The organism is Kitasatospora sp. NPDC101176, assembly GCF_044768035.1.
Classification (GTDB): Bacteria; Actinomycetota; Actinomycetes; order Streptomycetales; family Streptomycetaceae; genus Kitasatospora.
On the sequence record NZ_JBIWPA010000050.1, the window covers coordinates 21,764 to 47,621 of the forward strand.

At 73.7% G+C, this 25,858-nt stretch carries 23 protein-coding genes; 16 read left to right on the forward strand and 7 right to left on the reverse strand.

Features of this window, described 5'->3' with window-relative positions; translation table 11 throughout:
* A complete protein-coding gene (locus ACIRS1_RS37680) occupies nucleotides 1–354 on the forward strand; it encodes a nucleotide pyrophosphohydrolase (RefSeq protein ID WP_402847135.1) in 354 nt (117 codons plus the stop codon).
* Between the two features lie 157 nt (nucleotides 355–511).
* The gene (locus ACIRS1_RS37685; protein ID WP_402847136.1) at nucleotides 512–1,138 is read left to right on the forward strand and encodes a DUF6099 family protein; all 627 of its coding nucleotides are present in this window, start codon (nucleotides 512–514) and stop codon (nucleotides 1,136–1,138) included.
* On the opposite strand, the gene ACIRS1_RS37690 is transcribed toward ACIRS1_RS37685, so the two are convergent.
* Nucleotides 1,084–1,305, reverse strand: coding sequence for a hypothetical protein (locus tag ACIRS1_RS37690; RefSeq protein ID WP_360211628.1), 222 nt, complete (start codon nucleotides 1,303–1,305; stop codon nucleotides 1,084–1,086). The two genes, ACIRS1_RS37685 and ACIRS1_RS37690, sit on opposite strands and share 55 nt — an antisense overlap.
* 483 nt (nucleotides 1,306–1,788) lie before the next feature.
* Here ACIRS1_RS37690 and ACIRS1_RS37695 point away from each other — a divergent pair, with 483 nt between their 5' ends.
* The 3 genes from ACIRS1_RS37695 (at nucleotide 1,789) to ACIRS1_RS37705 (ending at nucleotide 3,686) form a co-directional block, all read left to right on the forward strand.
* Nucleotides 1,789–2,706: a UTP--glucose-1-phosphate uridylyltransferase gene (locus ACIRS1_RS37695; RefSeq protein WP_387897562.1), complete on the forward strand. Its 918-nt coding sequence runs from the start codon at nucleotides 1,789–1,791 to the stop codon at nucleotides 2,704–2,706.
* Between the two features lie 151 nt (nucleotides 2,707–2,857).
* Nucleotides 2,858–3,202 carry a hypothetical protein gene (locus ACIRS1_RS37700; protein WP_402847138.1) on the forward strand — a complete coding sequence of 115 codons (345 nt, stop codon included), beginning with the start codon at nucleotides 2,858–2,860 and terminating at the stop codon, nucleotides 3,200–3,202.
* A 115-nt stretch (nucleotides 3,203–3,317) separates the two neighbouring features.
* Nucleotides 3,318–3,686 carry a DUF6087 family protein gene (locus ACIRS1_RS37705; RefSeq protein WP_402847139.1) on the forward strand — a complete coding sequence of 123 codons (369 nt, stop codon included), beginning with the start codon at nucleotides 3,318–3,320 and terminating at the stop codon, nucleotides 3,684–3,686.
* 72 nt (nucleotides 3,687–3,758) lie between these two features.
* Here ACIRS1_RS37705 and dapD read toward each other — a convergent pair whose 3' ends face one another.
* Nucleotides 3,759–4,748 carry a 2,3,4,5-tetrahydropyridine-2,6-dicarboxylate N-succinyltransferase gene (dapD, locus tag ACIRS1_RS37710; protein WP_402847141.1) on the reverse strand — a complete coding sequence of 330 codons (990 nt, stop codon included), beginning with the start codon at nucleotides 4,746–4,748 and terminating at the stop codon, nucleotides 3,759–3,761.
* A 186-nt stretch (nucleotides 4,749–4,934) separates the two neighbouring features.
* Here dapD and ACIRS1_RS37715 point away from each other — a divergent pair, with 186 nt between their 5' ends.
* The 3 genes from ACIRS1_RS37715 to argF all read left to right on the forward strand — a co-directional run bounded on the left by ACIRS1_RS37715 (nucleotide 4,935) and on the right by argF (nucleotide 10,557).
* Nucleotides 4,935–6,656: a 3' terminal RNA ribose 2'-O-methyltransferase Hen1 gene (locus ACIRS1_RS37715; protein ID WP_402847142.1), complete on the forward strand. Its 1,722-nt coding sequence runs from the start codon at nucleotides 4,935–4,937 to the stop codon at nucleotides 6,654–6,656.
* Nucleotides 6,653–9,352, forward strand: a complete 2,700-nt coding sequence (locus tag ACIRS1_RS37720; protein ID WP_402847143.1) for a polynucleotide kinase-phosphatase — start codon at nucleotides 6,653–6,655, stop codon at nucleotides 9,350–9,352. Before ACIRS1_RS37715 ends, ACIRS1_RS37720 begins: the two co-directional genes overlap by 4 nt.
* Before the next feature lie 203 nt (nucleotides 9,353–9,555).
* Nucleotides 9,556–10,557: an ornithine carbamoyltransferase gene (gene argF, locus ACIRS1_RS37725; protein WP_360211616.1), complete on the forward strand. Its 1,002-nt coding sequence runs from the start codon at nucleotides 9,556–9,558 to the stop codon at nucleotides 10,555–10,557.
* 95 nt (nucleotides 10,558–10,652) lie between these two features.
* Here the strand turns inward: argF and ACIRS1_RS37730 are convergent, their stop codons facing one another.
* The 3 genes from ACIRS1_RS37730 to ACIRS1_RS37740 form a co-directional block, all read right to left on the reverse strand.
* Entirely contained in the window at nucleotides 10,653–11,186 is a 534-nt protein-coding gene (locus ACIRS1_RS37730; protein ID WP_402847145.1) for a superoxide dismutase family protein, read from the reverse strand.
* Nucleotides 11,187–11,251: 65 nt separating this feature from the next.
* Entirely contained in the window at nucleotides 11,252–11,656 is a 405-nt protein-coding gene (locus tag ACIRS1_RS37735) for a type II toxin-antitoxin system VapC family toxin (protein ID WP_360211612.1), read from the reverse strand.
* A gap of 95 nt (nucleotides 11,657–11,751) precedes the next feature.
* Entirely contained in the window at nucleotides 11,752–12,099 is a 348-nt protein-coding gene (locus ACIRS1_RS37740; protein WP_402847146.1) for a hypothetical protein, read from the reverse strand.
* A gap of 29 nt (nucleotides 12,100–12,128) precedes the next feature.
* Here ACIRS1_RS37740 and ACIRS1_RS37745 point away from each other — a divergent pair, with 29 nt between their 5' ends.
* From ACIRS1_RS37745 to ACIRS1_RS37760, 4 genes are all read left to right on the forward strand, one after another.
* The gene (locus ACIRS1_RS37745; protein WP_402847147.1) at nucleotides 12,129–13,166 is read left to right on the forward strand and encodes a hypothetical protein; all 1,038 of its coding nucleotides are present in this window, start codon (nucleotides 12,129–12,131) and stop codon (nucleotides 13,164–13,166) included.
* Nucleotides 13,163–13,318 carry a hypothetical protein gene (locus ACIRS1_RS37750; RefSeq protein WP_360211606.1) on the forward strand — a complete coding sequence of 52 codons (156 nt, stop codon included), beginning with the start codon at nucleotides 13,163–13,165 and terminating at the stop codon, nucleotides 13,316–13,318. The genes ACIRS1_RS37745 and ACIRS1_RS37750 overlap by 4 nt, the downstream gene beginning before the upstream one ends.
* A 222-nt stretch (nucleotides 13,319–13,540) precedes the next feature.
* Nucleotides 13,541–16,186 carry an aconitate hydratase AcnA gene (gene acnA / locus ACIRS1_RS37755; RefSeq protein ID WP_402847148.1) on the forward strand — a complete coding sequence of 882 codons (2,646 nt, stop codon included), beginning with the start codon at nucleotides 13,541–13,543 and terminating at the stop codon, nucleotides 16,184–16,186.
* A gap of 163 nt (nucleotides 16,187–16,349) precedes the next feature.
* A complete protein-coding gene (locus ACIRS1_RS37760) occupies nucleotides 16,350–17,672 on the forward strand; it encodes a glycoside hydrolase family 18 protein (protein WP_402847149.1) in 1,323 nt (440 codons plus the stop codon).
* 141 nt (nucleotides 17,673–17,813) lie between these two features.
* Here the strand turns inward: ACIRS1_RS37760 and pepN are convergent, their stop codons facing one another.
* On the reverse strand, nucleotides 17,814–20,378 hold the full coding sequence (gene pepN, locus ACIRS1_RS37765; protein WP_402847150.1) for an aminopeptidase N: 2,565 nt from the start codon (nucleotides 20,376–20,378) through the stop codon (nucleotides 17,814–17,816).
* Nucleotides 20,379–20,600: 222 nt separating this feature from the next.
* On the opposite strand from pepN, the gene ACIRS1_RS37770 reads away from it, so the two are divergent.
* Entirely contained in the window at nucleotides 20,601–21,233 is a 633-nt protein-coding gene (locus tag ACIRS1_RS37770) for a DsbA family protein (protein ID WP_402847152.1), read from the forward strand.
* A 70-nt stretch (nucleotides 21,234–21,303) separates the two neighbouring features.
* Here the strand turns inward: ACIRS1_RS37770 and ACIRS1_RS37775 are convergent, their stop codons facing one another.
* Nucleotides 21,304–22,716, reverse strand: a complete 1,413-nt coding sequence (locus ACIRS1_RS37775; RefSeq protein WP_402847154.1) for an amino acid permease — start codon at nucleotides 22,714–22,716, stop codon at nucleotides 21,304–21,306.
* A gap of 280 nt (nucleotides 22,717–22,996) precedes the next feature.
* Between ACIRS1_RS37775 and ACIRS1_RS37780 the strand changes: the two genes are divergently transcribed.
* The 3 genes from ACIRS1_RS37780 to ACIRS1_RS37790 all read left to right on the forward strand — a co-directional run bounded on the left by ACIRS1_RS37780 (nucleotide 22,997) and on the right by ACIRS1_RS37790 (nucleotide 25,770).
* The gene (locus ACIRS1_RS37780; protein ID WP_360211594.1) at nucleotides 22,997–23,596 is read left to right on the forward strand and encodes a biotin transporter BioY; all 600 of its coding nucleotides are present in this window, start codon (nucleotides 22,997–22,999) and stop codon (nucleotides 23,594–23,596) included.
* Between the two features lie 89 nt (nucleotides 23,597–23,685).
* On the forward strand, nucleotides 23,686–24,171 hold the full coding sequence (locus ACIRS1_RS37785) for a ribose-5-phosphate isomerase (RefSeq protein WP_360211592.1): 486 nt from the start codon (nucleotides 23,686–23,688) through the stop codon (nucleotides 24,169–24,171).
* A 465-nt stretch (nucleotides 24,172–24,636) separates the two neighbouring features.
* Entirely contained in the window at nucleotides 24,637–25,770 is a 1,134-nt protein-coding gene (locus ACIRS1_RS37790) for a PP2C family protein-serine/threonine phosphatase (RefSeq protein ID WP_387898639.1), read from the forward strand.
* The last annotated feature ends 88 nt before the right edge of the window (nucleotides 25,771–25,858 follow it).

The window sequence follows — 25,858 nt, forward strand, 5'->3', positions numbered from 1 at the left end:
ATGGAGGGCCTTCGGCGGCGGCTGGCGGACTTCGCGGCGGCCAGGCGGTGGGAGCCCTTCCACACCCCGAAGAACCTGGCGGCGGCCCTGAGCGTGGAGGCCGGGGAGCTGCTGGAGATCTTCCAGTGGCTGACGCCCGAGCAGGCGGCCGCGGTGATGTCCGACCCGGAGCGCGCCCACCGGGTGCGGGACGAGGTCGCGGACGTCCTCGCGTACCTGGTGCAGTTCTGCACGGTCGTCGGGGTGGACCCGTTGGAAGCCCTCGCGGCCAAGATCGAGCGCAACGAATCCCGCTTCCCGGTGCCGGCCGAGCCGTCGGACGTCAACCCGGACGTGAGCGACCAACCCTTGTGAGGGATGGAAGTCATCCACAACCCCGGAGTTGTCCACAGCTTCCGCATTCCTGGATGCGGGCCCGACGGCTTCGCCGCACGCTTTCGCCGTGACCGCACGACCGCCCCTCCGGCGGCCGCCGGTCCCACGGCGACAGCGAGCGAGGGGAGTGGCCGCGATGGAGGCGTTGCGACTGATCAGGAGGGCCCGGCACGCCCTGGCCGAGGCCAGGCACGTACCGGACGTCCTGGCCGAGGCGCGGCAGGCCGCGCTGCTCACCGAGGCGGTGGGAGCCCGGCTGGCGGAGCTGGACGACGACGGGCTCACCGGTCTCGGCCAACAGCTGTCCGAGGCCGGCGCGCACGCGGCGGTCTGCCTGGACCGCTCGGTGGTCAGGGCCGCGGTGCTGAACGGCGGGCGGGCCGGGCGCCTCACCGAACTGGGTGACCCGGCCACGGCCCTGGGGGAGCTCGACGGGCTCCTGCGGGACGTCGGGGAGACGCTGGTGGTGCTGGCCTGCGGTGCCGACACCGAGAGCCTCTACTGGACGTGCATCGACGGCGTCGACGCGGTGTCGGAGTGCAAGGACCTCACCGGGCTGCTGCGGAAGGCGGCGAGCCGGGCCGAGGAGGCGGCGCGTGCGGCAGGGCCGGGCCGGGCGGAGGCCGCGCCGGCCGGTCGCGGTTCACCGATACTCGTGGTCCGGCTCGGCCCGCCGGGTGAGGGTGGGCCGGCGGAGGGGGTTCCGGACTACCGGGCGCCCGGCGCGGTCGGAGCGGCAGAGGTGTCCGTGCCGGCGGGGTAGCCGGCCGCGGTGGCGGACTGCAGCTCGGCGATGTCCGCGGTCACCGAGGCGAGCAGTTCCTGCATCTGCTCCAGCAGGCTCTTGGGCGCGGCGGGCCCGGCCGATGCGCCGGCGCCCGAGACCGTGGAGCTGCTCGGGAGCTGCGGCGTGGCAGAGGGTTCGGACATGACGGGACCTCTTCGGATCGGTAGTGCGGTGTGAAGCGGCCGGCGGTGGCCCGGCCGCGCGGCGGGGGTGGCAGACGCCTTGCCACCGGAGGCGCACGCCCCGCCGCAGCGCCCAACGAACCGTTCCGGCGGACGGTCACCGCGCACCACCCGATGCGGTCCAACTCCGCTGGGCCGTAAGCCTCCCGGGTGAGCCTGGGTTGCCGCCGCGGAGCGGCCTGGGCTAAAGCGCGCCCCCTGGCATGCCCAGGGCGGGGCGGCCCCGGGCCGGCACCTGTGGGCCTCCGCGGGGGCCCCGCCGGCCCTGCGGCCCTCGCCGCCCCCGCGGGCCCGCTTCGGGCCTCCGACGTGCGGCCTCGACGTGCGGCGTCGGGCGTGGGGTGCCGCACGACCACCGAAAACGATCACGCCTCCATCGCTGGTAGCGTCGATCGGCCTTCGCGCCAACACGGCGCATTACCACCGCACATGAGAGAGGGTCACATGGCTCCCAAGACGATTCGCCGAGCCGTCATCCCGGCCGCCGGCCTTGGTTCCCGTCTGCTGCCCATGACCAAGGCGACCCCGAAGGAGATGCTCCCCGTCGGGGACAAGCCCGTCATCGAGCACACCGTCCGTGAGCTCGTCGACTCCGGCGTCACCGACATCACCATCGTCGTCTCGGGTGACAAGAGCCTGATCCAGGAACACTTCCGCCCCAACCCCGTCCTCGTGGAGCAGCTGCGCCGCGACGGCAAGGCCGCCTTCGCGGACGCGGTGGAGGAGATCGGGGAGCTGTCCCGCAAGGGGCACATCAGCTACCTGTACCAGCACGGCCCGTACGGCAACGGCACCCCGGTCCTCAACGCCGCCCGGCACTTCGGCGACGAGCCGTTCCTGGTGCTCTGGCCGGACGACGTCTTCGTCGCCGAGGTGCCCCGGGCGCAGCAGCTCATCCGGGCGTACGAGCAGACCAACGCGCCGGTCCTCGCGCTCATGCCGATGGCACCCGAGGACTCCTACCGCTACGGCGTGCCGGTGGTGAAGGAGGACCTCGGGAACGGCTCGCTGCGGATCACCGGTCTGGTCGAGAAGCCCAAGCCGGTCGACGCCCCCTCCTCCTTCGCGGCCATCGGCGGGTACGTGATCACCCCCGGCATCGTCGACGAGATCCGCGACCTCACCCGCCGGTGGCACGAGAAGCCGGAGGACGAGGTCTACCTGACCGACGCCATCAACGCGTACGCGGCCCGGCGCGCCGTCTACGGGCAGGTCATCGACGGCACCTGGTACGACACCGGCAACCCCGCCGCCTACCTGCGGGCCCAGTTCGCCGCCGCGCTGACCGACCCCGCGTACGGGCCGGAGCTGAGCAGGCTGGCCGCCGAGCTCGCCCCTGCACCGAGCGGGCCCACGGGCTGAGCCCGGCGGGGTCCGGGCTGCGCCGAGCAGGTCCGGAGCGTCCCCCGCGGCGCCCCGGTCCGGCCCCCACCCCCTCCGGGGCCGGTCCGGCTCCGCACGGCCGGCCCCGGAGGGGCTCACCGACCGAGACGACACCGGGAGTTGATCCTCGTTGAAGAAGCCGTACTGGCAGCCCTCCTGGTACCGGCTGCTGTTCCGCGCGGACGGCGGGTCGGGGTGGGAGGTGATGGGGCCGCCACCGGTCAGCCGGGTGCCGAACGCCGCGTTGGCGAACGGATCCCTGGAAGCGTGGGTGCAGGCCCTACTGGCGGGAGCGGTCGAGGAGTTGGACGACCTGCGCGGCGAGCTGCTCATCGAGTGCTTCGACGGGCCGGAGCCCGCGGAGGGCGCCCAGCCGGTCCACTCGGCGAGGATACGGCTCCCCGGGCCGACCGCCGGGCCCTCGGCGCCGCGCCGACGGGCCCGGCGCCGTCCCGGTGCGGGCCGGTCCGGGTGAGGCCCGGGAAGGGCGGCGGCCGCCGGCACGGGCGGCGCGTCAGGCTGCGTCGGGGTGTCGCTCGGGAGGGTGATTCGGCTGCCCCGCACCGGGGTCGAGGGGCCAGACTGGGGCGATGGACGAGGAGGAGCCGCTGGCCCAGTGGGCGGCGAGGCGGGAACAACGACGGCGGCCGGTCGGGCAGTTGCGGGCCGTGGGGCTCGGAGTCACCGAAGGCGACGGCAGCCACGGCGGTACCCGCGACGGCATCCACGACGGCATCCACGGCGGCGGGGACGCGGGCCGGGGGCGCGGCGCGCACGTGGCGCCGGCGCAGCCGCGGCTGATCGTGCGTTGGGACGGCTACCAGTGGCTGCCCGAGGCCGTCGCCGAGGACTATGCGGCGGCGCAGCGGATCCTGTACGGCATCGGGGGTGACGGCGTGGTGCGGTCGGCCTGGCCGGCGCAGCCGCGCCGGGCGCCGGGGCGCCACCGCAAGCCCTGACGGCGCCGGGCCCACGCGGAGGGGCCCGGAGCGGTCTCGGCTCCGGGCCCCCCGACGGCGTGCGCCCGCAGGTCAGTTGTGGGCGTGCAGGTCGGCGTTCAGGCCGCCCCAGGAGCCCGAGCGGGCGATGACCTCGACGGCGCCGGTCTGCGAGTTGCGGCGGAACAGCAGGTTGTCCTGACCGGACAGTTCGACGGCCTTGGCCACCGTGCCGTCCGGGGTGGTGACCCGGGTGCCGGCGGTCACGTAGAGGCCGGCCTCGACGACGCAGTCGTTGCCGAGCGAGATGCCGATGCCGGCGTTGGCGCCGAGCAGGCAGCGCTGCCCGACCGAGACGACCTGCTTGCCGCCGCCGGAGAGGGTGCCCATGATCGAGGCGCCGCCGCCGATGTCGCTGTGGTCGCCCACGACGACACCCGCGCTGATCCGGCCCTCGACCATCGAGGTGCCGAGGGTGCCGGCGTTGAAGTTGACGAAGCCCTCGTGCATCACGGTGGTGCCGGCGGCCAGGTGGGCACCGAGGCGGACGCGGTCGGCGTGGGCGATGCGCACACCGCTCGGGGCGACGTAGTCGGTCATCCGCGGGAACTTGTCGATGCCGTACACGGCGAGCTGGCCGCCCTGGGCGCGCACCGCGAGGCGGGCCTGCTCGACCTGGTCCACCGGGACGGGGCCGATGCTGGTCCAGGCCACGTTGGCGAGCAGACCGAAGACGCCGTCCAGGTTCTGGCCGTGGGGCTGGACCAGACGGTGGCTGAGCAGGTGCAGACGCAGGTAGACGTCGTGGGTGTCGAGCGGCTTCTCGTCGAGCGAGGCGATGGTGGTGCGCACGGCGACCACCTCGACGCCGCGGCGCGCGTCGGCGCGCAGCGCCTCGGCCGCGCCGGCGCCGAGCTCGGCCTCGGCCTGCTCGGCGGTCAGGCGGACGGTGCCGGCCGGGCCCGGCTCGGCGGCCAGAGCCGGGGCGGGGAACCAGGTGTCGAGGACGGTGCCGTCGGCGGCGATGGTGGCCAGACCTGCGGCGACGGCGCCGTTCGGGAGGGAGGTGGATTCAGCAGTCACATCGTGCACGTTAGCCAATGCGGGCCCGGGCTGCCGAACACGCCCATCGTGCGGACACGGCGCCCGGCGGGGGTCGCGGTGGTGCCGGACCGGCCCGTCGGGCCGGTCCGGAGACCGCCGACCAGGCCGCCCGGCGGGTGAAAACCCGGGTGCCGGGCCCCCGCGCGCTCGGCGATACTCGGGCGGGTGTTCATGTCGATCTCCACCACCGGCAGCGCCGGGAGCCCCGCGACCGATCTCGGTTTCCTGCTGCACAAGCACCCGGACAAGGTCCAGCGTTTCGCGACGTCGCACGGCGAGGCGCACGTCTTCTACCCCGAGGCGGGCGACGACGTCTGCACGGCGGCGCTGCTGCTGGACGTCGACCCGATCGCGCTGGTCCGCCGGGGCCGGGGCAAGGGCCGCGGCGGCTCGCCCGACTTCGCGCTCGCCCAGTACGTCAACGACCGCCCCTACGCGGCGTCCTCGCTGCTCGCGGTGGCGCTGCGGACGGTGTTCCGGTCGGCGATGAAGGGCGACTGTCCGGCCCGGCCCGGGCTGGCGGACCGGCCGCGCCCGCTGCGGATCGAGCTGCCCGCGGTGCCGGCGAACGGTGCGGGGGAGGGCGGCGGCCCGGAGCTGGTGGCCAGGCTGTTCGAGCCGCTGGGCTGGCGGGTCGAGGCACGGACCGTTCCCCTGGACGAGGCCTTCCCGCAGTGGGGCGGGTCCCGGTACGTGCGGCTCGCGCTGGCCTCGGAGTCGGTGCGGCTGGCCGACGCCCTGCAGCAGCTGTACGTCCTGCTGCCGGTGCTGGACGGTGCGAAGCACTACTGGGTCGCGCCGGACGAGGTGGACAAGCTGCTCGCCGCGGGCGAGGGCTGGCTGGCGGACCACCCGGAGCGCGCCCTGATCGCCCGCCGCTACCTGTCCCGGCGCTGGTCGCTGACCCGCGCGGCGATGGAGCGCCTGGAGCTGGCCCGGCTCGCGGAGGCGGACGACCGCACCCCCGAGGAGATCGACAACGCGGTCGACGACCGCCCGCTGGAGGAGGACCGCCCGGACAGCGGGGAGCGGCCGGGGGGCCGCTTCGGGGAGCGGCCCGGGGTGTCCGGGCCCCTCACCGGCGAGGCCGTGGACCCGACCGTGGTGCCGGACGGCCCGAAGCCGCCGTCGCTCGCCGAGCAGCGGCGTGCCGCGATCCTGCTGGCCCTGCGCGAGACGGGCGCGACCAGGGTGGCGGACCTCGGCTGTGGCCAGGGCGAGCTGGTCGGTGAGCTGCTGAAGGACCCCCGCTTCACGGCGGTCCTCGGCCTGGACGTGTCCGCGCGGGCGCTGCAGGCGGCGGCCCGTCGCCTGCGGCTGGACCGGCTGCCGGAGCGGCAGGCCGCCCGGGTGACGCTGGAACAGGGCGCCCTGACCTACACGGACGCCCGGCTGAAGGGCTTCGACGCGGCGGTGCTGTGCGAGGTGATCGAGCACCTGGACCTGCCGCGGCTGCCCGCGCTGGAGTACGCGGTGTTCGGTGCGGCCCGGCCCGGTGCGGTGGTCGTGACGACGCCGAACGTCGAGTACAACGTGCGCTGGGAGAGCCTGCCGGCGGGCGCGGTCCGGCACGCCGACCACCGCTTCGAGTGGTCCAGGGCCGAGTTCCGCGACTGGGCCGAGCGGGTCGCGGCCACGTACGGGTACGCGGTGGAGCTGCGCCCGGTCGGTCCGGAGGACGGGGAGGTCGGTGCGCCGACCCAGCTGGCGCTCTTCCGGACCGCCCCCGACGCTCCCGCCGTACCCGCCGCCCCCGACGCTCCCGCCGTACCCGCCGCCCCCGACGTACCCGCCGTGCCCGGCACCCCCACGCCTCCGGCCACCCCCACCACGCTCCGCACCACGCCCGGCACCCCCACCACGCCCGAAGGAGGCGATCCCCGATGACCGACGAAGCCACCGACGGAAGGATCGAAGGAGCCGGGGAGGGGACGGCCGCCCGCCGTCTCCCCGTCACCGACGTCTCCCTGGTCGTCCTGATCGGCACCAGCGGCTCGGGCAAGTCGACCTTCGCCCGGCGCCACTTCCTGCCCACGCAGGTGGTCTCCTCCGACTTCTGCCGCGGTCTGGTCGCCGACGACGAGAACGACCAGTCCGCCTCCGCCGACGCCTTCGACGTCCTCCACTACGTCGTCGGCAAGCGCCTCGCGGCCGGCCGGCTGACCGTGGTGGACGCCACCAACGTGCAGCCGGAGGCGCGGCGACGGCTGGTGCAGCTCGCCCGCGACCACGACGTGCTGCCGATCGCGATCGTGCTGGACGTCCCGCCCGGGGTGTGCGCGGAACGCAACCGCAGCCGTCCGGACCGCCGGCTGGCGGCGCACGTCGTCCCCCGCCAGCACCGCGAGCTGCGCCGCTCGCTCAAGGGTCTGGAGCGCGAGGGCTTCCGCAAGGTGCACGTCCTGCGCGGTGCGGCCGAGGTGGCGTCGGCCGGGATCGAGCTGGAGAAGCGCTACAACGACCTGCGCCACCTGACCGGCCCGTTCGACATCGTCGGCGACATCCACGGCTGCCGTTCCGAACTGGAGACCCTGCTGACCCGTCTCGGCTACACGCTGACCCGGGACGCCCGGGGCCGCCCGGTGGACGCGGTGCCCCCGGCGGGCCGCACCGCCGTGTTCGTCGGGGACCTGGTCGACCGCGGCCCGGACACGCCGGGTGTGCTGCGCCTGGTGATGGGGATGGTCGCGTCCGGGCACGCGCTCTGCGTGCCCGGAAACCACGAGAACAAGCTGGGCCGCGCGCTGGACGGCAAGAAGGTCACCGTCGCCCACGGCCTGCAGGAGTCGCTGGACCAGCTGGCCGGGGAGTCCGAGGAGTTCCGGGCCGAGGCGCGGGAGTTCATGCGCGGTCTGGTCAGCCACTACCTGCTGGACGGCGGGGCGCTGGTGGTCTGCCACGCCGGTCTGCCGGAGCGCTACCACGGCCGCAACTCCGGCCGGGTCCGCTCGCACGCGCTGTACGGGGAGACCACCGGCGAGACCGACGAGTTCGGGCTGCCGGTGCGCTACCCCTGGGCGGAGGAGTACCGCGGCCGGGCGCTGGTGGTGTACGGCCACACCCCGGTGCCGACGGCGGGTTTCGTCAACAACACCCTCTGCCTGGACACCGGCTGCGTGTTCGGCGGCAGCCTGACGGCCCTGCGCTACCCCGAGCGCGAGGTGGTGGGCGTGCCGGCCGAGCGCGAGTGGTACGCGCCGGTGCGGCCGCTGGTGAGCGACGCGCCGGGCGCCCGCGACGGCCGTCCGCTGGACCTCGCCGACGTGGCGGGCCGGCGCAGCGTCGAGACCGCGCTGCACGGGCGGGTCGCGGTGCGGGAGGAGAACGCCGCCGCGGCGCTGGAGGTGATGAGCCGTTTCGCGCTGGACCCGCGGCTGCTCGCCTACCTGCCGCCGACCATGGCGCCGAGCGCGGCCTCCCGCCGGGACGGTCACCTGGAGCACCCGTACGAGGCGTTCGCCGGCTACCGCGCGGACGGCGTGCGGCACCTCGTCTGCGAGGAGAAGCACATGGGCTCGCGCGCGGTGGTGCTGGTGTCGCGGGACGACGGGGAGCTGGAGCGGAGGTTCGGCGTGGCCGGCCCGGGCGCGGTCTGGACCAGGACGGGCCGGGCGTTCCTCGCCGACGAGGAGCTGACGGCCGCGGTGCTGGGCCGGGTGCGGGAGGCCGCCGAGCGGTCGGGTCTCTTCGACGAGCTGGGCACCGGCTGGCTGCTGCTGGACGCCGAGCTGATGCCGTGGTCGCTGAAGGCCGTCGAGCTGCTGCGCCGCCAGTACGCGGCGGTCGGTGCGGCGGCGGGCGCGGCGCTGCCGGAGGCGTTGGCCGCGCTGGAGCGGGCGGCCGGCCGCGGGCTGGACGTGGCGGAGCTGACCGGCCGCCAGCGCCGGCGGGCGGCGGACGCGGAGGCGTTCACCGAGGCGTACCGGCGCTACTGCTGGCCGACCGAAGGCCTGTCGGGCGTCCGGTTGGCGCCGTTCCAGGTGCTGGCCGCGGAGGGGGCGAACCTGGCGGTGCGTCCGCACGACGAGCACCTGGCCTGGATCGACCGGCTGGTGGACGCCGACGAGGCGGCCTGCGGGGACGCGTCCCGGGTGCCGGACGCCGCTGACGGCACCCGCACGGGGGAGGCCGGGGGCGCCCACGCCGGGGAATCCCGGGAGCCGTTGCTGCGCCGCACCGGCCGCCTGCTGGTGGACACCGCGGACGAGGCCTCGCTGGCCGCCGCCACGGCCTGGTGGGAGGAGCTGACCGCGGCGGGCGGCGAGGGCATGGTGGTCAAGCCGCTGGCCTCGCTGGTGCGCACCGCGCGGGGCGAGGGCCGTCCGGGCGGGCTGGTGCAGCCGGGCGTGAAGGTGCGCGGCCGGGAGTACCTGCGGATCGTCTACGGCCCGGACTACACGGAGTACCTGGACCGCTTGCGCGAGCGGTCGGTGGGGCACAAGCGGTCGCTGGCGCTGCGCGAGTACGCGCTGGGTCTGGAGGCGCTGGACCGGCTGGCGGCCGGTGAGCCGTTGTGGCGGGTGCACGAGCCGGTGTTCGCGGTGCTGGCACTGGAGTCCGAGCCGGTGGATCCGCGCCTGTAGTCCGCCGACGGGGCCGTCCCTGGCACGGACCGGGCGGACTGGTACCGCGGACCAGGCGGACTGGTACCGAGGACTGGGCAGACTGGTACGAGGGGGGAGTCCGTCCGGTCTCCCTCCTCGTTCACCCCCGCTTTGTATAGAAATTCTGAACGTCGTATACACTTGCCGCTTTCCCGTACGTCCCGTCGTCCCAGGAGCCCGGTATGGCCTTCAACCTCCGGAACAGGCACTTCCTCAAGGAGCTCGACTTCACGCCCCAGGAGTTCCGCTTCCTGGTGAACCTCGCCGCCGGGCTCAAGGCGGCCAAGTATGCGGGCACCGAGCAGCCCCGGCTGCGCGGGAAGAACATCGCGCTGATCTTCGAGAAGACCTCGACCCGCACCCGCTGCGCCTTCGAGGTGGCCGCCCACGACCAGGGCGCCTCCACCACCTACCTCGACCCGGCCAGCTCGCAGATCGGCCACAAGGAGTCCATCCGGGACACCGCCCGGGTGCTCGGCCGGATGTTCGACGGCATCGAGTACCGCGGCCACGGCCAGGAGGTCGTCGAGGAGCTGGCCGCGCACGCCGGCGTCCCGGTCTGGAACGGCCTCACCGACGAGTGGCACCCGACCCAGATGCTCGCCGACGTGCTCACCATCACCGAGCACACCACCAAGCCGCTCACCGGGGTCGCCCTCGCCTACCTCGGCGACGCCCGCTCCAACATGGGCAACTCGCTGCTGGTCACCGGTGCCCTGCTGGGGATGGACATCCGGATCGTCGCCCCGCGCGCGCTGTGGCCGGCCGAGGAGGTCCGCAAGGCGGCCGAGGCGCTGGCCGGTTCCACCGGCGCCCGGATCACGCTCACCGAGGACGTGGCCGAGGGCGTGGCCGGCGCGGACTTCCTCTACACCGACGTCTGGGTGTCGATGGGCGAGCCCAAGGAGGTCTGGGCCGAGCGGATCGAGCTGCTCAAGCCGTACCAGGTCTCGATGGACACCGTCCGGGCCACCGGCAACCCGGCCGTGAAGTTCCTGCACTGCCTGCCCGCGTTCCACGACCTCGGCACGGTGGTCGGCCGGCAGATGTACGAGGCGACCGGCATGACCGAGCTGGAGTGCACCGACGAGCTGTTCGAGTCGGCGCACTCCGTCGTCTTCGACCAGGCCGAGAACCGCCTGCACACCATCAAGGCGGTCCTCGTCGCCACCCTCGGTTCCTGACGACGCTCAACCCCGCCCCCGCCCCCGCCCCCGGCCCTGGATCCCGCCCCGCCCCGGCCACCCCGGCCACCCCGGCCCGCGCACGGGCCCGGGGGCTACTTCTCCAGCCCGACGCAGGCCACCCGGTCGCCCGCCGCGTGCGGGCCGGCCGGGGTGCCCGCGTGCAGCACCAGCGAGCGGGCCTGGCCCGCCCGCGGCTGCCAGGCCACTGCGGCCGAGGCGGTGGCGTCGCCCTGCTCGTCGGTGCGCAGCACGAGCCGCAGCTCGTTGCGGTCGTTGGCGTAGGCCGGGTCGGTCGACGGCTGCACCGGGTCGACGGCGTCCTGGTAGTGCGGCCCGGACGAGGCCGGGTCGGCCCCGCAGGCGCCGGTGTGCAGGTGCGCCGGGAACTCGTGTCCGGGCGCGAGCCCGGTGACGGTCACGGTGAGCACGGTGCGTCCGGGCGTCGAGCGGTCGGTGACGACGGTCGCGTGCGAGCCGTACGGCACGAGGTCGTCCGCGTAGCTGACGGCGGCGGGCGGGACGAAGGCCGTCGCCGGGTCGAAGTCGGCCTCGACGAGGGAGACCGGCGACGCGGCGGGGGCGAGCAGGGCGAGCGGCAGCAGCGCGGCGGCGAACGGAGCGGGCATCGGGGGCCTCCCACGGGCAGGACGACGGACACCCTGCTAACGCGGCCGGGCCGCCGAGGGCACCGTCAGGCCCGGTCCGCGGCCCGCCGGATCCCCCGGATCTCGCAGCGCGGCCCGCTGGCGCGCATCAGCCGCAGGTCGGCGGTGACCAGCGGCACCCCGTGGAGCTCGGCGACGGCCACGTACGCGGCGTCGTCCGGGGTGAGGTTGTCCCTGAGCTCCCAGATCCGTGCGAGCAGCGGTGCCACCTCGACCTTGCGGATCGCCAGCCCGGCCAGTTCGCGGGTGAGCTCGGCGACCCGGTCGGCGGTCAGTTCCCTGGCGAGGTAGAGGCCGCGCAGCGACTGCATCACCTCGACGACGACGTGTTCGGGGGCCGTCCAGTCGGGGTCGGCGGCGAGTTCGGCCCGGGCGGCGGCCCCGCGCTCGCCCCCGTCGGCGAGTGCCAGCACCAGTGCGGATGCGTCCACCACGATCATCGGTCGGCCCCCGGCCCGTTCCAGCGCGTCTCCGCGGCTACCTGCGGTTCGACGGCCCACCGTACCGACACCCGGCGCCGCGGGCCCTACCGCCCGAGCAGCAGCCCGGCCAGGACGGAGGCGGCGTTGGCCGTGGCGGCGGCGACCCAGGGCAGCGGGCCGCGCACCGACGTCCCGGCGAGCGGCGCCAGCAGGGCGGCCTCGACCGCGCAGACGGCGGCCTCGCCGAGCCCGAAGGCCGTCCAGTACGCTGCGGCGGGCCCGGCGGAGAAGTGCCCCAGGGAGCTCCACAGCAGCGGGTGCGTCGCCAGGTTGACCAGGACGGCGGCGGCCGCCGCCCGGCCGGGGCGGATGCCGCCGGCCCGGGTGAGGGCGGCGGTGTAGACGGGGACCTCGACCAGCAGGGTGAGGCCCAGGGCGAGGGCGTAGGGCACGGCGGGGATCGTGCCACGGGGAGGGGACCATGGCCACCGACGTCGTACCGGGTGCGGGGCCGGCCGCGGTCCCGGCCCTCTGGCCCGCGCCGGGGGCCGCCGCCCGGTTGGGTGCGGCGCCGCTGGCGGGTTTCGCGCTGGCGGCCGCCGCGGCGCTGGTGCTGGCGCTGCGGGCGCCGACCGGTCTGGCGGTGCTGGGTCTCGCGGCCTTCGGGCTGCTGCACAACGTCCTGGAGCTGCGCTACGTGGCGGGCCGTTTCGCCGCGGTGCTGGCCGGTCCGCTGCTGCGGCTGCTGCTGGCCCTGGTGACCGGGATCGTGGTCTGCCGCCTGTTGCCGCCCTCGCCGCTCGCGCAGCGGGCGGAGATCCTGCTGGCCTACGGGCTGTTGGCGGCGGCCTGCCGGTACGGGCTGCGCGGCCGGCGGCTGCCGCTGGCGGCGGCCGGGCTGGTGCTGGCGGTCGCGGCCTCGGCGTCGCTGGCGTTCCCGGCGTACCACTTCGTGGTGCTGGCGCACCTGCACAACGTGGTGCCGCTGCTGTTCCTGTGGGAGTGGTCGCGCCGGCTGACCCGGGGGCGCACGGCGTTCCTGGTGCTGCAGGCGGGGTGGGTGCTGGTGGTGCCGGCGCTGCTGCTGGGCGGGGTGCTGGACCGCTGGCTGGCGCGGGGCGCCCAGGGCTGGACGGGCCGGCTGGTGGCGGCCTACACCCCGCCGGCGTGGCTGACGCCGGGGGTGGGCCTGCGCTTCCTGGCGGTGTTCGCCTTCCTGCAGACGATGCACTACGTGGTCTGGGTGTGGTTCCTGCCGCGGTACGCGCCGGAGGCGGCGGAGGGGTTCGACGCCCGGGTGCCGGCGCTGCGCGGCGGGCGGCCCTGGGCGCTGGGCGCTGCGGCGGGCGGGCTGCTGGCGGTGCTCTTCGCGGTGGACTACGCGCAGGGCCGGGCGCTGTACGCGGCGGTGGCCAGTTACCACGCCTATCTGGAGTTCCCGGTGCTGCTGATGCTGGTGCTGGGTCTGGGGGCCGTCCGAGGGGGCGGCCCGGTGCGGAACGAGGAGGAGATGGCATGACGACGATCCTGCTGGCCGATGTGGCCCCGTCGCCGACCGGCGGTTCCGGTGGTGAGCTGGTGGCGGTGCTGCTGGTGGCCGCCGCGGTGGTGGCGGGGCTCGTCTGGCTGATCAGGCTGGAGCGCCGCCGCCGCGGTCCGGACGGCCGCTGAGCTGCACCGACGTCCGCCCGGGCATGCCTGCGGTGGTGAAGACGGCAGCATGCACTATGGTTTATCTCGACATCGAGATAACTGCCCCTTACGATATATCTCGATATCAAGATACTTACCGAGAGGCGCTCGCCGGTACAGCAGGCAAGGTAAGCCTAAGTAAGGCCGACCTTACCACCCTGACGGCCGGATATAGCACGAAGCACCCAGAAGGAGTCAGTCGTGTCCGCGAACAGCTTCGACGCCCGCAGCTCGCTGCAGGTGGGCGACGAGTCGTACGAGATCTTCAAGCTCTCCGCCGTCGAGGGTTCCGAGCGGCTGCCGTACAGCCTCAAGGTGCTGCTGGAGAACCTGCTCCGCACGGAGGACGGCGCGAACATCACCGCCGACCACATCCGCGCGCTCGGGAACTGGGACGCCGACGCCCAGCCGAGCCAGGAGATCCAGTTCACCCCGGCCCGCGTGATCATGCAGGACTTCACCGGTGTGCCGTGCGTGGTCGACCTCGCCACCATGCGTGAGGCCGTCAAGGAGCTGGGCGGCGACCCGGCCAAGATCAACCCGCTGGCCCCGGCCGAGCTGGTCATCGACCACTCGGTCATCGCCGACAAGTTCGGCACCCCGGACGCCTTCGTCCAGAACGTCGAGATCGAGTACGGCCGCAACAAGGAGCGCTACCAGTTCCTGCGCTGGGGCCAGACCGCGTTCGACGAGTTCAAGGTCGTCCCCCCGGGCACCGGCATCGTCCACCAGGTCAACATCGAGCACCTGGCCCGCACGGTCATGGTCCGCAACGGCCAGGCCTACCCGGACACCTGCGTCGGCACCGACTCGCACACCACCATGGTCAACGGCCTGGGCGTGCTGGGCTGGGGCGTCGGCGGCATCGAGGCCGAGGCCGCGATGCTCGGCCAGCCGGTCTCCATGCTGATCCCGCGCGTGGTGGGCTTCAAGCTGAACGGCCAGCTGCCGGCCGGCACCACCGCCACCGACCTCGTGCTCACCATCACCGAGATGCTGCGCAAGCACGGTGTGGTCGGCAAGTTCGTCGAGTTCTACGGCGAGGGCGTCACCGCGATCCCGCTGGCCAACCGCGCCACCATCGGCAACATGTCGCCGGAGTTCGGCTCGACCTGTGCGATCTTCCCGATCGACGCCGAGACCATCAACTACCTGAAGCTCACCGGCCGCGACGAGCAGCAGCTCGCCCTGGTCGAGGCGTACGCCAAGGAGCAGGGCCTCTGGCACGACCCGTCGGTCGAGCCGGTCTACTCCGAGTACCTGGAGCTGGACGTCTCCACCGTCGTCCCGTCGATCTCCGGCCCGAAGCGCCCGCAGGACCGCGTGATCCTGGCCGAGGCCGCCGCCCGGTTCGCCGAGGCGCTGCCGACCTACGCCGCCGAGGCCTCGAAGCCGACCGCCGTCACCGCCCCCGACGGCTCGACCTACGAGATCGACAACGGCGCGGTCGTGATCGCCTCGATCACCTCCTGCACCAACACCTCCAACCCCTCCGTCATGCTGGGCGCCGCCCTGCTGGCGAAGAAGGCCGTGGAGAAGGGCCTGCACGTCAAGCCCTGGGTCAAGACCACCCTGGCGCCCGGCTCCAAGGTCGTCATGGACTACTACGAGAAGGCCGGCCTGCTCCCGTACATGGAGAAGCTGGGCTTCAACCTGGTCGGCTACGGCTGCGTCACCTGCATCGGCAACTCGGGCCCGCTGCCCGAGGAGGTCTCGGCCGCCGTCAACGAGGCCGACCTCGCCGTCGTCTCGGTGCTCTCCGGCAACCGCAACTTCGAGGGCCGGATCAACCCGGACGTCAAGATGAACTACCTGGCCTCCCCGCCGCTGGTGGTCGCCTACGCCCTCGCCGGCAACATGAACGTCGACATCACCCGCGACGCCCTGGGCCAGGACGCCGACGGCAACGACGTGTTCCTCGCCGACATCTGGCCGTCCGAGCAGGAGGTCGCCGACGTCGTCGCCGGCTCCATCGACGAGGCCATGTTCGACAAGGGCTACCAGGACGTCTTCGCCGGCGACCACCGCTGGCAGTCGCTGCCCGTCCCGACCGGCAACACCTTCGAGTGGGACGCCGAGTCCACCTACGTCCGCAAGCCCCCGTACTTCGAGGGCATGGCCAAGACCCCGAGCCCGGTGACCGACATCGCCGGTGCCCGCGTCCTGGCCAAGCTGGGCGACTCGGTCACCACCGACCACATCTCCCCGGCCGGCAACATCAAGCCGGGCACCCCGGCGGCGCAGTACCTCACCGAGCACGGTGTGGAGAAGCGTGACTTCAACTCCTACGGCTCGCGCCGTGGCAACCACGAGGTCATGATCCGCGGCACCTTCGCCAACATCCGTCTGCGCAACCAGATCGCGGAAGGCACCGAGGGCGGCTACACCCGCGACTTCACCCAGGCCGACGCGCCGGTGTCGTTCATCTACGACGCCTCGCAGAACTACCAGGCCGCCGGCATCCCGCTGGTCGTGCTGGCGGGCAAGGAGTACGGCTCCGGCTCGTCCCGCGACTGGGCGGCCAAGGGCACCGCGCTGCTCGGCGTCAAGGCCGTCATCGCCGAGTCCTACGAGCGCATCCACCGCTCGAACCTGATCGGCATGGGCGTCCTCCCGCTGCAGTTCCCGGAGGGCCAGAACGCCGACAGCCTGGGCCTGACCGGCGAGGAGACCTTCTCCTTCACCGGCGTGACCGAGCTGAACGAGGGCCGCACCCCGAAGACCGTCCGGGTCACCGCCGGCGACGTCACCTTCGACGCGGTCGTCCGCATCGACACCCCCGGTGAGGCGGACTACTACCGCAACGGCGGCATCCTGCAGTACGTGCTGCGCTCGCTGATCGGCTGAGCACCCCGCCAGGCCTGAGGGGCCGGACCGCACCACGCGGTCCGGCCCCTTCTGCATGCCGCGTCTCCCGGCCCCGCCCCTTGTGCGGTGCGCCCGTCATGGACTAAACCTCTATGCCAGCTGGTCCAGACCAATTGACGCCGATTCAGAGAACAGGTCCGGTATGCCCACTCGCGCCTCAGCCCTGCTCGCCGCCACCGTCGCCGCGCTGCTCGCCGCCCCCGCCACCGCCAACGCCGCCGAAGCCCACCAGGGCCCGAAGCTGAAGGGCCAGCGCGTCGGCTACTTCACGCAGTGGGGCGCCGACAGCTCCGCCAAGCGGGTCCAGGAGTCCGGCCAGGCCGGGAAGCTCACCGTCGTCAACTACGCCTTCGGCAACGTCTCCGCCGACGGCACCTGCTACGAGACCGACGCCCCCGGCCAGGGCGACGCCCACAACGACTACCAGCGCGCCTTCTCCGCCGCCGACTCGGTGGACGGCGTGGCCGACACCCCCGGCCAGCGGCTCAAGGGCCACTTCAACCAGCTGCGCAAGCTCAAGGCGAAGAACCCGCAGCTGCGCACCGTCATCTCGCTCGGCGGCTGGAGCTGGTCCAAGTACTTCTCCGACGCGGCCGCCACCGACGCCGCCCGCAAGAAGTTCGTCTCCTCCTGCATCGACCTCTACCTCAAGGGCGACCTGCCCGTCCTGCCCGGCTCCCCGGAGGGCGGCGCCGGCGCGGCCGCGGGCGTCTTCGACGGCATCGACATCGACTGGGAGTACCCCGGTGGCGGCGGGGACCCGGGCAACGTGGTCCGCCCCGAGGACGGGCGCAACTACACCCTGCTGATGCAGGAGTTCCGCCGCCAGCTCGACGAACTCGGCGCCAGGGGCGGCAAGCACGGCAAGGGCGGCAAGCACTACCTGCTGACCGCCGCCGTCGCCGCCAACGAGACCGTCGCCGACCGGCTCGAACTGCCCGCGCTGAGTGACTCCGTGGACTGGCTCAACGTGATGACCTACGACCTGCACGGCCCCTGGGAGGGCACGGGCCCGGCCAACCACCAGGCCAACCTGTACTCCGACCCGACCGACCCCGAGCCGCGCCGGCGCAGCGCCGACGCCGCCGTCGTGCACTACCAGGAGCGCGGCCTGCCGTCCGAGCAGACGGTGCTCGGCGCCCCGCTGTACGGCCACGGCTGGACGGGCGTCGCGGCCGGCGGGCGCGGCGGCCTCTACCAGAGCGCCACCGCCGCCGCCCCCGACCGCTCCTACAAGGAGGTCAACGCCCTGCCCGGCAAGGTCTACTGGGACCGCGACCACGGTGCGTCGTGGAAGTACGACGGCTCCACCTTCTACAGCTACGACACCGCCGAGGTGCTCACCCAGAAGGCCCGGTACGTCCGCCGGAACGACCTGGGCGGCGTGATGGTCTGGTCGCTGGACGGCGACGACGCGCAGGGCAGCGCCATCGCCGCCCTGGACCGCGGCCTGCGCCGCGGCTGACCCGCGGGCCGGGCGGCCTCGACCAGCTCCCCGGCCGATCCGCCCGGCCCGTGCGCACCCCGGCCGATCCGCCCGGCGCCGCTCGGCCGGGGTGCGCGCAGGGGCCCGCCGTGCGGACACGGCGGGCCCCTCGCAGCTCCGTCAGGCGCGGTCGCAGGCCTGCGCCCGCAGGGCGCGGGCCAGGTCGTCGCGGCACTCCAGGACCAGGCGGCGCAGCGCCGGAGCGGCCTGCGGGTGGCCGTCCAGCCAGGCGTCCGCCTCGGCCAGGGTCGGCTCGCCGGTCTGGGCCCGCGGGAAGAACCCGGCGACGATGCGCATCGCGATCTCGATGGTCCGCTCGGACCAGACCCGCTCCAGCAGCTTGAAGTAGGGCGCCGCGTACAGCGCGGTCAGGTCGCGGTGGGCGGCCACCGAGAAGCCCGCGATGTTGGCCTCGACCAGGGCGTTCGGCAGCTCGTCCGAGTCGACGACGGCCGACCAGGCGGCCGCCTTGGCCTCCGGGGTGGGCCGGGCGGCCAGGCACTGGGTGTACTGGCGCCGCCCGCTGGCGGTGTTGTCGGCGGCCAGCTCGCCGGCCAGCTCCTCGTCCCCGGCCTGGCCGGCGGCGGCCAGGGCCAGCCAGAGCGCCCAGCGCAGCTCCTGGTCGACGTCCAGGCCGTCGATCCGGGCGCTGCCGGCCAGCAGGCCGCGGACCAGTCCGAGGTGCTCGGCGCCGCCCGCGGTCTGGGCCAGGAAGCGGGCCCAGGCCAGCTGGTGGTCGCTGCCGGGGACGGCGGCGCGCAGCTCGTGCAGGGCGCCGTCGGCCAGCCGGCGGCCGCCCTCGGCCCGCCAGGCCGGGTCGGCGTAGAGGTCGACGGCGGTCTTCGCCTGGAGGTGCAGCGACTGCAGCACGCCGATGTTGCCCTCCCGCCCGGCGAAGCGCAGCACCAGGGCGACGTAGTCGCGGGCCGGCATCAGGCCGTCCCGGGTGAGGTTCCAGACGGCGGACCAGGCGAGCGCCCGGGCCAGGTCGTCGCGGATGTCGCCGAGACCGGCGCGCAGGGTCTCCAGCGAGTCGGGGTCGAAGCGGATCTTGCAGTAGGTGAGGTCGTCGTCGTTGAGCAGGACCAGAGCCGGGCGGGGGCGGCCGACGGCCTCGGCGACGACGGTGCGCGCGCCGGTGACGTCGAGCTCGATCCGCTCCGAGCGCACCAGGGCGCCGTCCGGGTCCCGGTCGTAGAGACCGACCGCGATCCGGTGCGGGCGCAGCACGTCGCCGTCCTGGACGACGGCGAGCTCGGTGATCCGGCCCGCGGCGTCGGTGGTGAGCTGCGGGGTGAGCGAGTTGACCCCGGCGGTCTGCAGCCAGGCGGCGGCCCAGGAACGCAGGTCGCGGCCGCTGGTCTCCTCCAGCACGTCCAGCAGGTCGGTGAGCTCGGTGTTGCCGAAGGCGTGGCGCTTGAAGTAGCGGCGGGCGCCCTCGAAGAAGGCCTTGGAACCGACGTAGGCCACCAGCTGCTTGAGGACGGAGGCGCCCTTGGCGTAGGTGATGCCGTCGAAGTTGAGCTTGGCGGCCTCGAGGTCGCGGATGTCGGCGGTGATCGGGTGGGTGGTGGGCAGCTGGTCCTGCCGGTACGCCCAGGCCTTGCGCTGGTTGGCGAAGGTGACCCAGGCCGAGGAGTACCGGGTGCGGGCGCCGATCAGGCCGTAGGAGCCCATGAAGTCCGCGAAGGACTCCTTCAGCCACAGGTCGTCCCACCAACGCATGGTGACCAGGTCGCCGAACCACATGTGCGCCATCTCGTGCAGGATGACGTTGGCGCGGCTCTCGTAGGCGGCGTCGGTGACCTTCGAGCGGAAGACGAACTCCTCCTTGAAGGTCACGCAGCCCGGGTTCTCCATGGCGCCGATGTTGTACTCGGGGACGAACACCTGGTCGTACTTGCCGAAGGGGTACGGGTAGTCGAACTCCTCGTGGAAGAAGTCGAGTCCGAGCTTGGTGACGCCGAGGATCTCGTCCGCGTCGAAGTACCGGGCGAGGGACTTGCGGCACAGCGCGGCGAGCGGGACGTCCAGGGTGGTGCCGTCGGCGAGCTCGCGGCTGTAGTGGTCGGCGGCGACGTGGTACGGGCCGGCCACGACGGCGGTCAGGTAGGTGGAGATCGGCTTGGTCGGCGCGAACTCCCAGGTCCGGGCGGCGCCTTCGGTGGTGACGGTCTCGTGGACGGCGTTGGAGCGGACGTCCCAGGCGGCGGGGGCGGTCACCGTGAAGGTGAACGGGGCCTTCAGGTCGGGCTGCTCGAAGGTCGCGAACACCCGGCGGGCGTCGGCCGGCTCGTAGTGGGTGTAGAGGTACGTCTCGCCGTCCACCGGGTCGGTGAAGCGGTGCAGGCCCTCGCCGGTGCGGCTGTAGGCGCAGTCCGCCTCGACGGTGAGGACGTTCTCGGCGGCGAGGCCGTCGACGTGCACGCGGGCGCCGTCGTAGGCGGTGGCCGGGTCGATCGTGCGGCCGTTCAGGGTGATCGAGCGGACGGCGGGCGCGAGCAGGTCGAGGAAGGTGGCGGCGCCGGGCTCGGAGCAGCGGAAGGCGACCGTGGTGGTGGAGCGGAAGACGGCGGCCGCGGGATCGGGGGCGGAGGTCACGTCCAGCCGGACCCGGTAGCCGTCCACGGCCAGGATGCTGGCCCGCTGCTGGGCTTCGTCGCGGCTCAGGTTCTTGCCCGGCACGGCGGTACTCCTTTGTCCGGCTCGCACGGTGGTGCGTCTGTGGGTGGTGCGGTCTCGGCACGCGGTGTCCGCGCCCCGCAGGGGCATCCTTTCACGCCCTCCGGCGCCGGTACCATTGCACAGCCGTGGTGGCGGGCCGGAATCAGCGGCACGCGCGGGGTGTTGGGCTGCTCGGGGTGGAACACCTCCCCGATCCACTAGCACTCACGAAGGACGACCGCAGTGACGACTGCCGCTGAGCGCAAGACCGCCGACTTCTGGTTCGACCCGGCCTGCCCGTGGGCGTGGATGACGTCCCGCTGGCTGATCGAGGTGCAGCAGCTGCGCCCGGTGGACGTGAACTGGCACGTGATGAGCCTGTCGGTGCTGAACGAGCACCGCGACCTGCCGCAGAACTACCGCGAGCTGCTGGACAACGCCTGGGGAGCGGTGCGGGTCTGCATAGCGGCCGCCCAGCAGCACGGCGACGAGGTGCTCGGCCGGCTCTACACCGAGCTCGGCCTGCGCTTCCACAACCAGGGCCTGCCGCAGAACCGGGAGACCGTCCGGGCCGCCCTGGTGGCGGCCGGCCTGCCCGCCGAGCTGGCCGACGCGGCCGACACGGAGGAGTACGACGAGGCGCTGCGGGCCTCGCACAAGGAGGGCATCACCCTGGTCGGCGAGGACGTCGGCACCCCGGTGATCGCGGTCGAGGGCGCGGTCGGCGAGCGGGTCGCCTTCTTCGGCCCGGTCGTCACCCCGGCCCCCAAGGGCGAGGCGGCGGCCCGGCTGTGGGACGGCACCCTGCTGGTGGCCTCCACCCCGGGCTTCTACGAGATCAAGCGGACCCGTACGGCGGGCCCGTCCTTCGAGTAGGCGACGCCCCTGCACGCCCGGAGGCCCGGTACCGACCAGCGGTACCGGGCCTCCGGGCGTGCGTGCGGGCTCAGCGGGCGGCGGCGTCCCGGCGCTGCTTGACCAGGCCGGCGACGATCAGCAGGACGACCAGCACCCCGGCCGCGTACAGCTGCTCCCGGTTGCCCTCGGTGGTGGTCATCAGGCCGAGGATGCCGACCACGGCGGCCATCGCCACCCAGGTCAGGTACGGGTAGCCCCACATCTTCACGGTGAGCAGCTCGGGCGCCTCGCGCTCCAGCCGGCGGCGCATCTTCAGCTGGACGATGCAGATGAACAGCCAGACCACCAGGATGGCCACACCGGTGGTGTTCATCAGCCAGGTGAACACGGTGTCGGGCCAGAACTTGGCCGCCAGCACGGCGCCGAAGCCGAACAGGCAGGAGACCAGCACCGCCCGGCGCGGCACGCCGCCGCTCACCTTGGCCAGCGCCTTGGGGCCCTGGCCGCGGCCGACCAGCGAGTAGGCCATCCGGGAGGCGCCGTAGATGTTGGCGTTCATCGCGGAGAGCAGCGCGATCAGCACCACCACCTCCATGATCGTCCCGGCGCCGGGCACGCCCAGGTGGCGCAGCACCGTCACGTACGGGCCGTCGGCGACGACCGCCGGGTCCTTCCAGGAGACCAGGGTGACGACCAGGGCCATCGAGCCGATGTAGAAGATCGCGATCCGCCACACCGCCGTGCGCACCGCGTTGGCGACGTTCTTCTTGGGATCGTCGGACTCGGCCGCGGCGATGGTCACCGTCTCCAGGCCGCCGTAGGCGAAGACCGAGGCCAGCAGGCCGACGATCAGTCCGCTGACGCCGGTGGGCAGGAAGCCGCCCTGGCCGGTCAGGTTGTCGGTGCCGGGGGAGCCGGGGCCGAGCACCCCGGCCACGCCGAGCCCGCCGAGGACCAGGAAGGCGATGATCGCGGCGACCTTGATGGTGGCGAACCAGAACTCGAACTCGCCGAAGTTCTTCACGGCGGTGAGGTTGCTGGCGCAGAAGAAGACCATGAACAGGCCGACCCAGACCCAGGCGGAGACGCCCGGGACCCAGCCGTTGACGATCTTCCCGGCGGCGGTGGCCTCGGCCGCGACGCCGCAGCACAGCATCACCCAGTACATCCAGCCCGCGGTGATCCCGGCCCAGGGGCCGACCTCCTTCTCGGCGTGCACCGAGAACGAGCCGGAGGCGGGCCGGGCGGCGGACATCTCGCCGAGCATCCGCATGATCAGCATGACCAGCAGGCCGGAGAGGGTGAAGGCCAGGATGATCGCGGGGCCGGCGGCCGCGATGCCCGCGCCGGAGCCGACGAACAGGCCGGCGCCGATCACCCCGCCCAGCGCGATCATCGACAGGTGGCGCTGCTTGAGGCCGTGCGAGAGCTGCTGGCCGGAGGCCGGGGGAGCGCCGGTGTCGGTGGTCCCGGGCGCGGTGGGCGCGGAGGTGGGGGCCATAGGGTTGGTTCCAGACTGTGCGGAATGCGGCATGAGTTGTCCAATATCCGGGGACACCTCGGGTCATGCCAACGTGGTCGGCGCCGGGCCCACCATGTGGTCCGGACGGTCACCAGGTGCGACCGGGTGGTCACTCGCCGTCGGTTTGGGCCGGAATGGGCCGGACCCGACAACGGTCGAGGGCGGGGCTTTGTCCGAAACCGTGGCGGTGGCGGAGTGGATCACCACGTAGGTTCACAGGTGTTCACTCACCTGAGCACCCTCCCGGAGGAGACCCCCGATGGCCACTGCCACCACCCCGATACCGCGCCGCGCCGTCCTCGCCGACCTGCTGCCGTCCGCGACCACCCGCCTCGGCGCCCAGGCCCGCGACCTGGCCCTGGTGGCCGGCGGCGCCGCACTGACCGGTGTGGCGGCCCAGCTGTCCGTCAACGTCCCCGGCTCCCCGGTGCCCGTCACCGGCCAGACCTTCGCCGCCCTGCTGGTCGGCACCGCGCTCGGCACCCGCCGCGGCGTCGCCTCGCTCGGCCTCTACCTGCTGGCCGGCATGGCGGGCATGCCCTGGTTCGCCGAGGGCACCTCCGGCTGGGCGATGCCCTCGCTCGGCTACGTGCTCGGCTTCGTCCTCGCCGCCGGCCTGACCGGCGCGCTGGCCCGCCGCGGCGCCGACCGCACCCCGGTCAACACCGCCGTCACGATGGTTCTCGGCAGCCTCGCCGTCTACGCGGTCGGTGTCCCGTACCTGGCCCTGTCGCTGCACGTCCCGCTCGCCCGGGCGGCCGAACTCGGCCTCTACCCCTACCTGGTCGGCGACGCCCTGAAGGCCGTCCTCGCCGCCGGTGCCCTCCCGCTCGCCTGGAAGCTCCTCGGCCGCCGCTGAGGCCCTTCCCGGCGAACCGGGCGTCAGGGGCGCCGGGCGCGCCCGGCCCTGTGCGGAGCCCGGGGCCAGGCGCATGCCACACTCATGGCATGCGCGTGTACCTGGGCTCCGACCATGCCGGATACGAACTGAAGAACCACCTCGTGGAGTGGCTCAAGGAGGCCGGCCACGAGCCGGTCGACTGCGGGCCGCACATCTACGACGCCGAGGACGACTACCCGCCGTTCTGCCTGCGCGCCGCCGAGCGCACCGCCGCCGACCCGGAGGCACTGGGCGTTGTGATCGGCGGCTCGGGCAACGGCGAGGCCATCGCCGCCAACAAGGTCAAGGGCGTGCGTGCGGCGCTGGCCTGGAGCGAGCAGACCGCCTCGCTCGGCCGCGAGCACAACAACGCCAACGTGATCTCCGTCGGCGGCCGGATGCACACCCTCGCGGAGGCCACGAAGTTCGTCGAGATCTTCCTCAACACCCCCTACAGCGGCGAGCCCCGGCACACCCGCCGGATCGAGATGCTGAGCGAGTACGAGACCACCGGCGAGCTCCCGCCGATCCCGGCCCACCACCCGCAGGGCTGATCCCTCCCCGTCCACCCTCCTCCGACGGCCGGTCGCACCTTCGCGTGCGGCCGGCCGTCGTCGTCTGTCGTCTGTCGTCTGTCGCCCGCCGACGCTGCCCACCGCCGCGTCCGGCGGCCCGAGCGGCCCGAGCGGTCCGCGGCCCGGCCGGCCTGTGTCATCGGACACAGGTCCCCGGCGTGCGATCGACGCCCCGCGCGGGGCGCGTGCGCCGCCCGTGTGGTTCGTACGCCCAACCGGCGCACGCCTCCTGACGTCGCGCCCGCCGCGGCGCCGATCGGCCGAAACCGGCTGACCGGCCCGCGCCACGGCGCATTCGCCACCGTCCGAGCCGTCGACGCCGGGCGGTACCCGTGGATAGGGTCGGGCCCCATGGCTGGCAGACCGCCGGGCGCACCGCCCCAGACGACTGCGACGAGGCCCGGCGCCGCCAAGGCGTCCGCGCCCGTGACGGCCCGGTTGCGCATGGTGCTCCGCCGGGCCCGCCGAAGGCTGCGCACGGCCGGAGTCGACTACTTCCGCGGCGGGGCCGCCGACTGGCCGGTGCTCTGCGCGCTCGCCCTGCTCGTGCCGCTGCTGATCGTGCTCAACGTCTGGATGCCCGCCTGGGCCCCGCCCACGGCGCTGGTCCTGCCGATCCTGGCCGGCGCGCTACTGCTGCGCCCCGGCAGCCTGGTGGTGCTGTACGCGCTGGCCGCGCTCGGCCTCTCCGCGGAGTCCGTGATCCACACCGGCCAGCGGGTGGCCAGCGAGAACCCCGAGGCCTACACCTACGGCGTGACCCCGGGCGCGGCCCTGGTGGTCGGCGCCGCCGGGGTGGGCGGCCTGCTGCTGGCCCAGTTCCGGGCCCGGGTCGGGGTGCCCTGGTGGGGCGGCTCGACCATGCTGTTCGACCTGCGCGAGCGGCTGCGGGTGCAGAGCCGGGTGCCCGAGCTGCCGAGCGGGTGGCACGCGGACATGGCGCTGCGCCCGGCCGGCGGGCAGTCCTTCTCCGGGGACTTCGTGGTCGCCGCCCGGACCGGTCCGGGCCAGCGGCTGCTGGAGGTGGTCCTCGCGGACGTCTCGGGCAAGGGCATGGACGCCGGCTCCCGGGCACTGCTGCTGTCCGGGGCCTTCGGCGGCCTGGTCGGCTCGCTGCCCGCGCACGACTTCCTGCCCGCCGCCAACGGCTACCTGCTGCGCCAGTCGTGGGAGGAGGGCTTCGCCACCGCGGTGCACCTGGTGCTGGACCTGGACACCGGCGAGTACGAGCTGCTGTCGGCAGGGCACCTGCCCGGGATGCAGCGGCTGGCGGGCGCCGGGCACTGGGAGGTCAAGGAGGCGGAGGGCCCGCTGCTGGGGATCTACGACGGCGCCAAGTTCGACGGCGTGCGCGGCCGGCTGAACCGCGGCGACGTGCTGATGCTCTGCACCGACGGCATGGTCGAGGAGCCTGGCCGGGACCTCTCCGAGGGGATGGACCGGCTGATGGGGGAGGCGGACCGTCTGGTACCCGGCAGCGGGCCGGGTGCGGGTGCGGGTGCGGCGGCGGCCCTGATCGAGACGGTGGCCCGGGACATCAACGACGACCGCGCCGTCCTGCTGCTCTGGCGCGACTAGATGATTGATGCCAAGGGCTCGCTGGCGCGCATGACATGAAGCGAGGGAGTCCAAAGATCGGTTGTGACGCCTGATCTGGACTCCCTCG

Bases quoted from the DNA above. Each gene is read 5' to 3' on its own strand.
- ACIRS1_RS37785 (WP_360211592.1), top strand. From the start codon at position 23,686: ATGCGCGTGTACCTGGGCTCCGACCATGCCGGATACGAACTGAAGAAC.
- ACIRS1_RS37680 (WP_402847135.1), top strand. From the start codon at position 1: ATGGAGGGCCTTCGGCGGCGGCTGGCGGACTTCGCGGCGGCCAGGCGG.
- ACIRS1_RS37685 (WP_402847136.1), top strand. From the start codon at position 512: ATGGAGGCGTTGCGACTGATCAGGAGGGCCCGGCACGCCCTGGCCGAG.
- ACIRS1_RS37780 (WP_360211594.1), top strand. From the start codon at position 22,997: ATGGCCACTGCCACCACCCCGATACCGCGCCGCGCCGTCCTCGCCGAC.
- argF (WP_360211616.1), top strand. From the start codon at position 9,556: ATGGCCTTCAACCTCCGGAACAGGCACTTCCTCAAGGAGCTCGACTTC.
- ACIRS1_RS37750 (WP_360211606.1), top strand. From the start codon at position 13,163: ATGACGACGATCCTGCTGGCCGATGTGGCCCCGTCGCCGACCGGCGGT.
- ACIRS1_RS37690 (WP_360211628.1), bottom strand. From the start codon at position 1,305: ATGTCCGAACCCTCTGCCACGCCGCAGCTCCCGAGCAGCTCCACGGTC.
- ACIRS1_RS37745 (WP_402847147.1), top strand. From the start codon at position 12,129: ATGGCCACCGACGTCGTACCGGGTGCGGGGCCGGCCGCGGTCCCGGCC.
- ACIRS1_RS37790 (WP_387898639.1), top strand. From the start codon at position 24,637: ATGGTGCTCCGCCGGGCCCGCCGAAGGCTGCGCACGGCCGGAGTCGAC.
- ACIRS1_RS37760 (WP_402847149.1), top strand. From the start codon at position 16,350: ATGCCCACTCGCGCCTCAGCCCTGCTCGCCGCCACCGTCGCCGCGCTG.
- ACIRS1_RS37695 (WP_387897562.1), top strand. From the start codon at position 1,789: ATGGCTCCCAAGACGATTCGCCGAGCCGTCATCCCGGCCGCCGGCCTT.
- ACIRS1_RS37775 (WP_402847154.1), bottom strand. From the start codon at position 22,716: ATGGCCCCCACCTCCGCGCCCACCGCGCCCGGGACCACCGACACCGGC.
- ACIRS1_RS37720 (WP_402847143.1), top strand. From the start codon at position 6,653: ATGACCGACGAAGCCACCGACGGAAGGATCGAAGGAGCCGGGGAGGGG.
- ACIRS1_RS37705 (WP_402847139.1), top strand. From the start codon at position 3,318: ATGGACGAGGAGGAGCCGCTGGCCCAGTGGGCGGCGAGGCGGGAACAA.
- ACIRS1_RS37730 (WP_402847145.1), bottom strand. From the start codon at position 11,186: ATGCCCGCTCCGTTCGCCGCCGCGCTGCTGCCGCTCGCCCTGCTCGCC.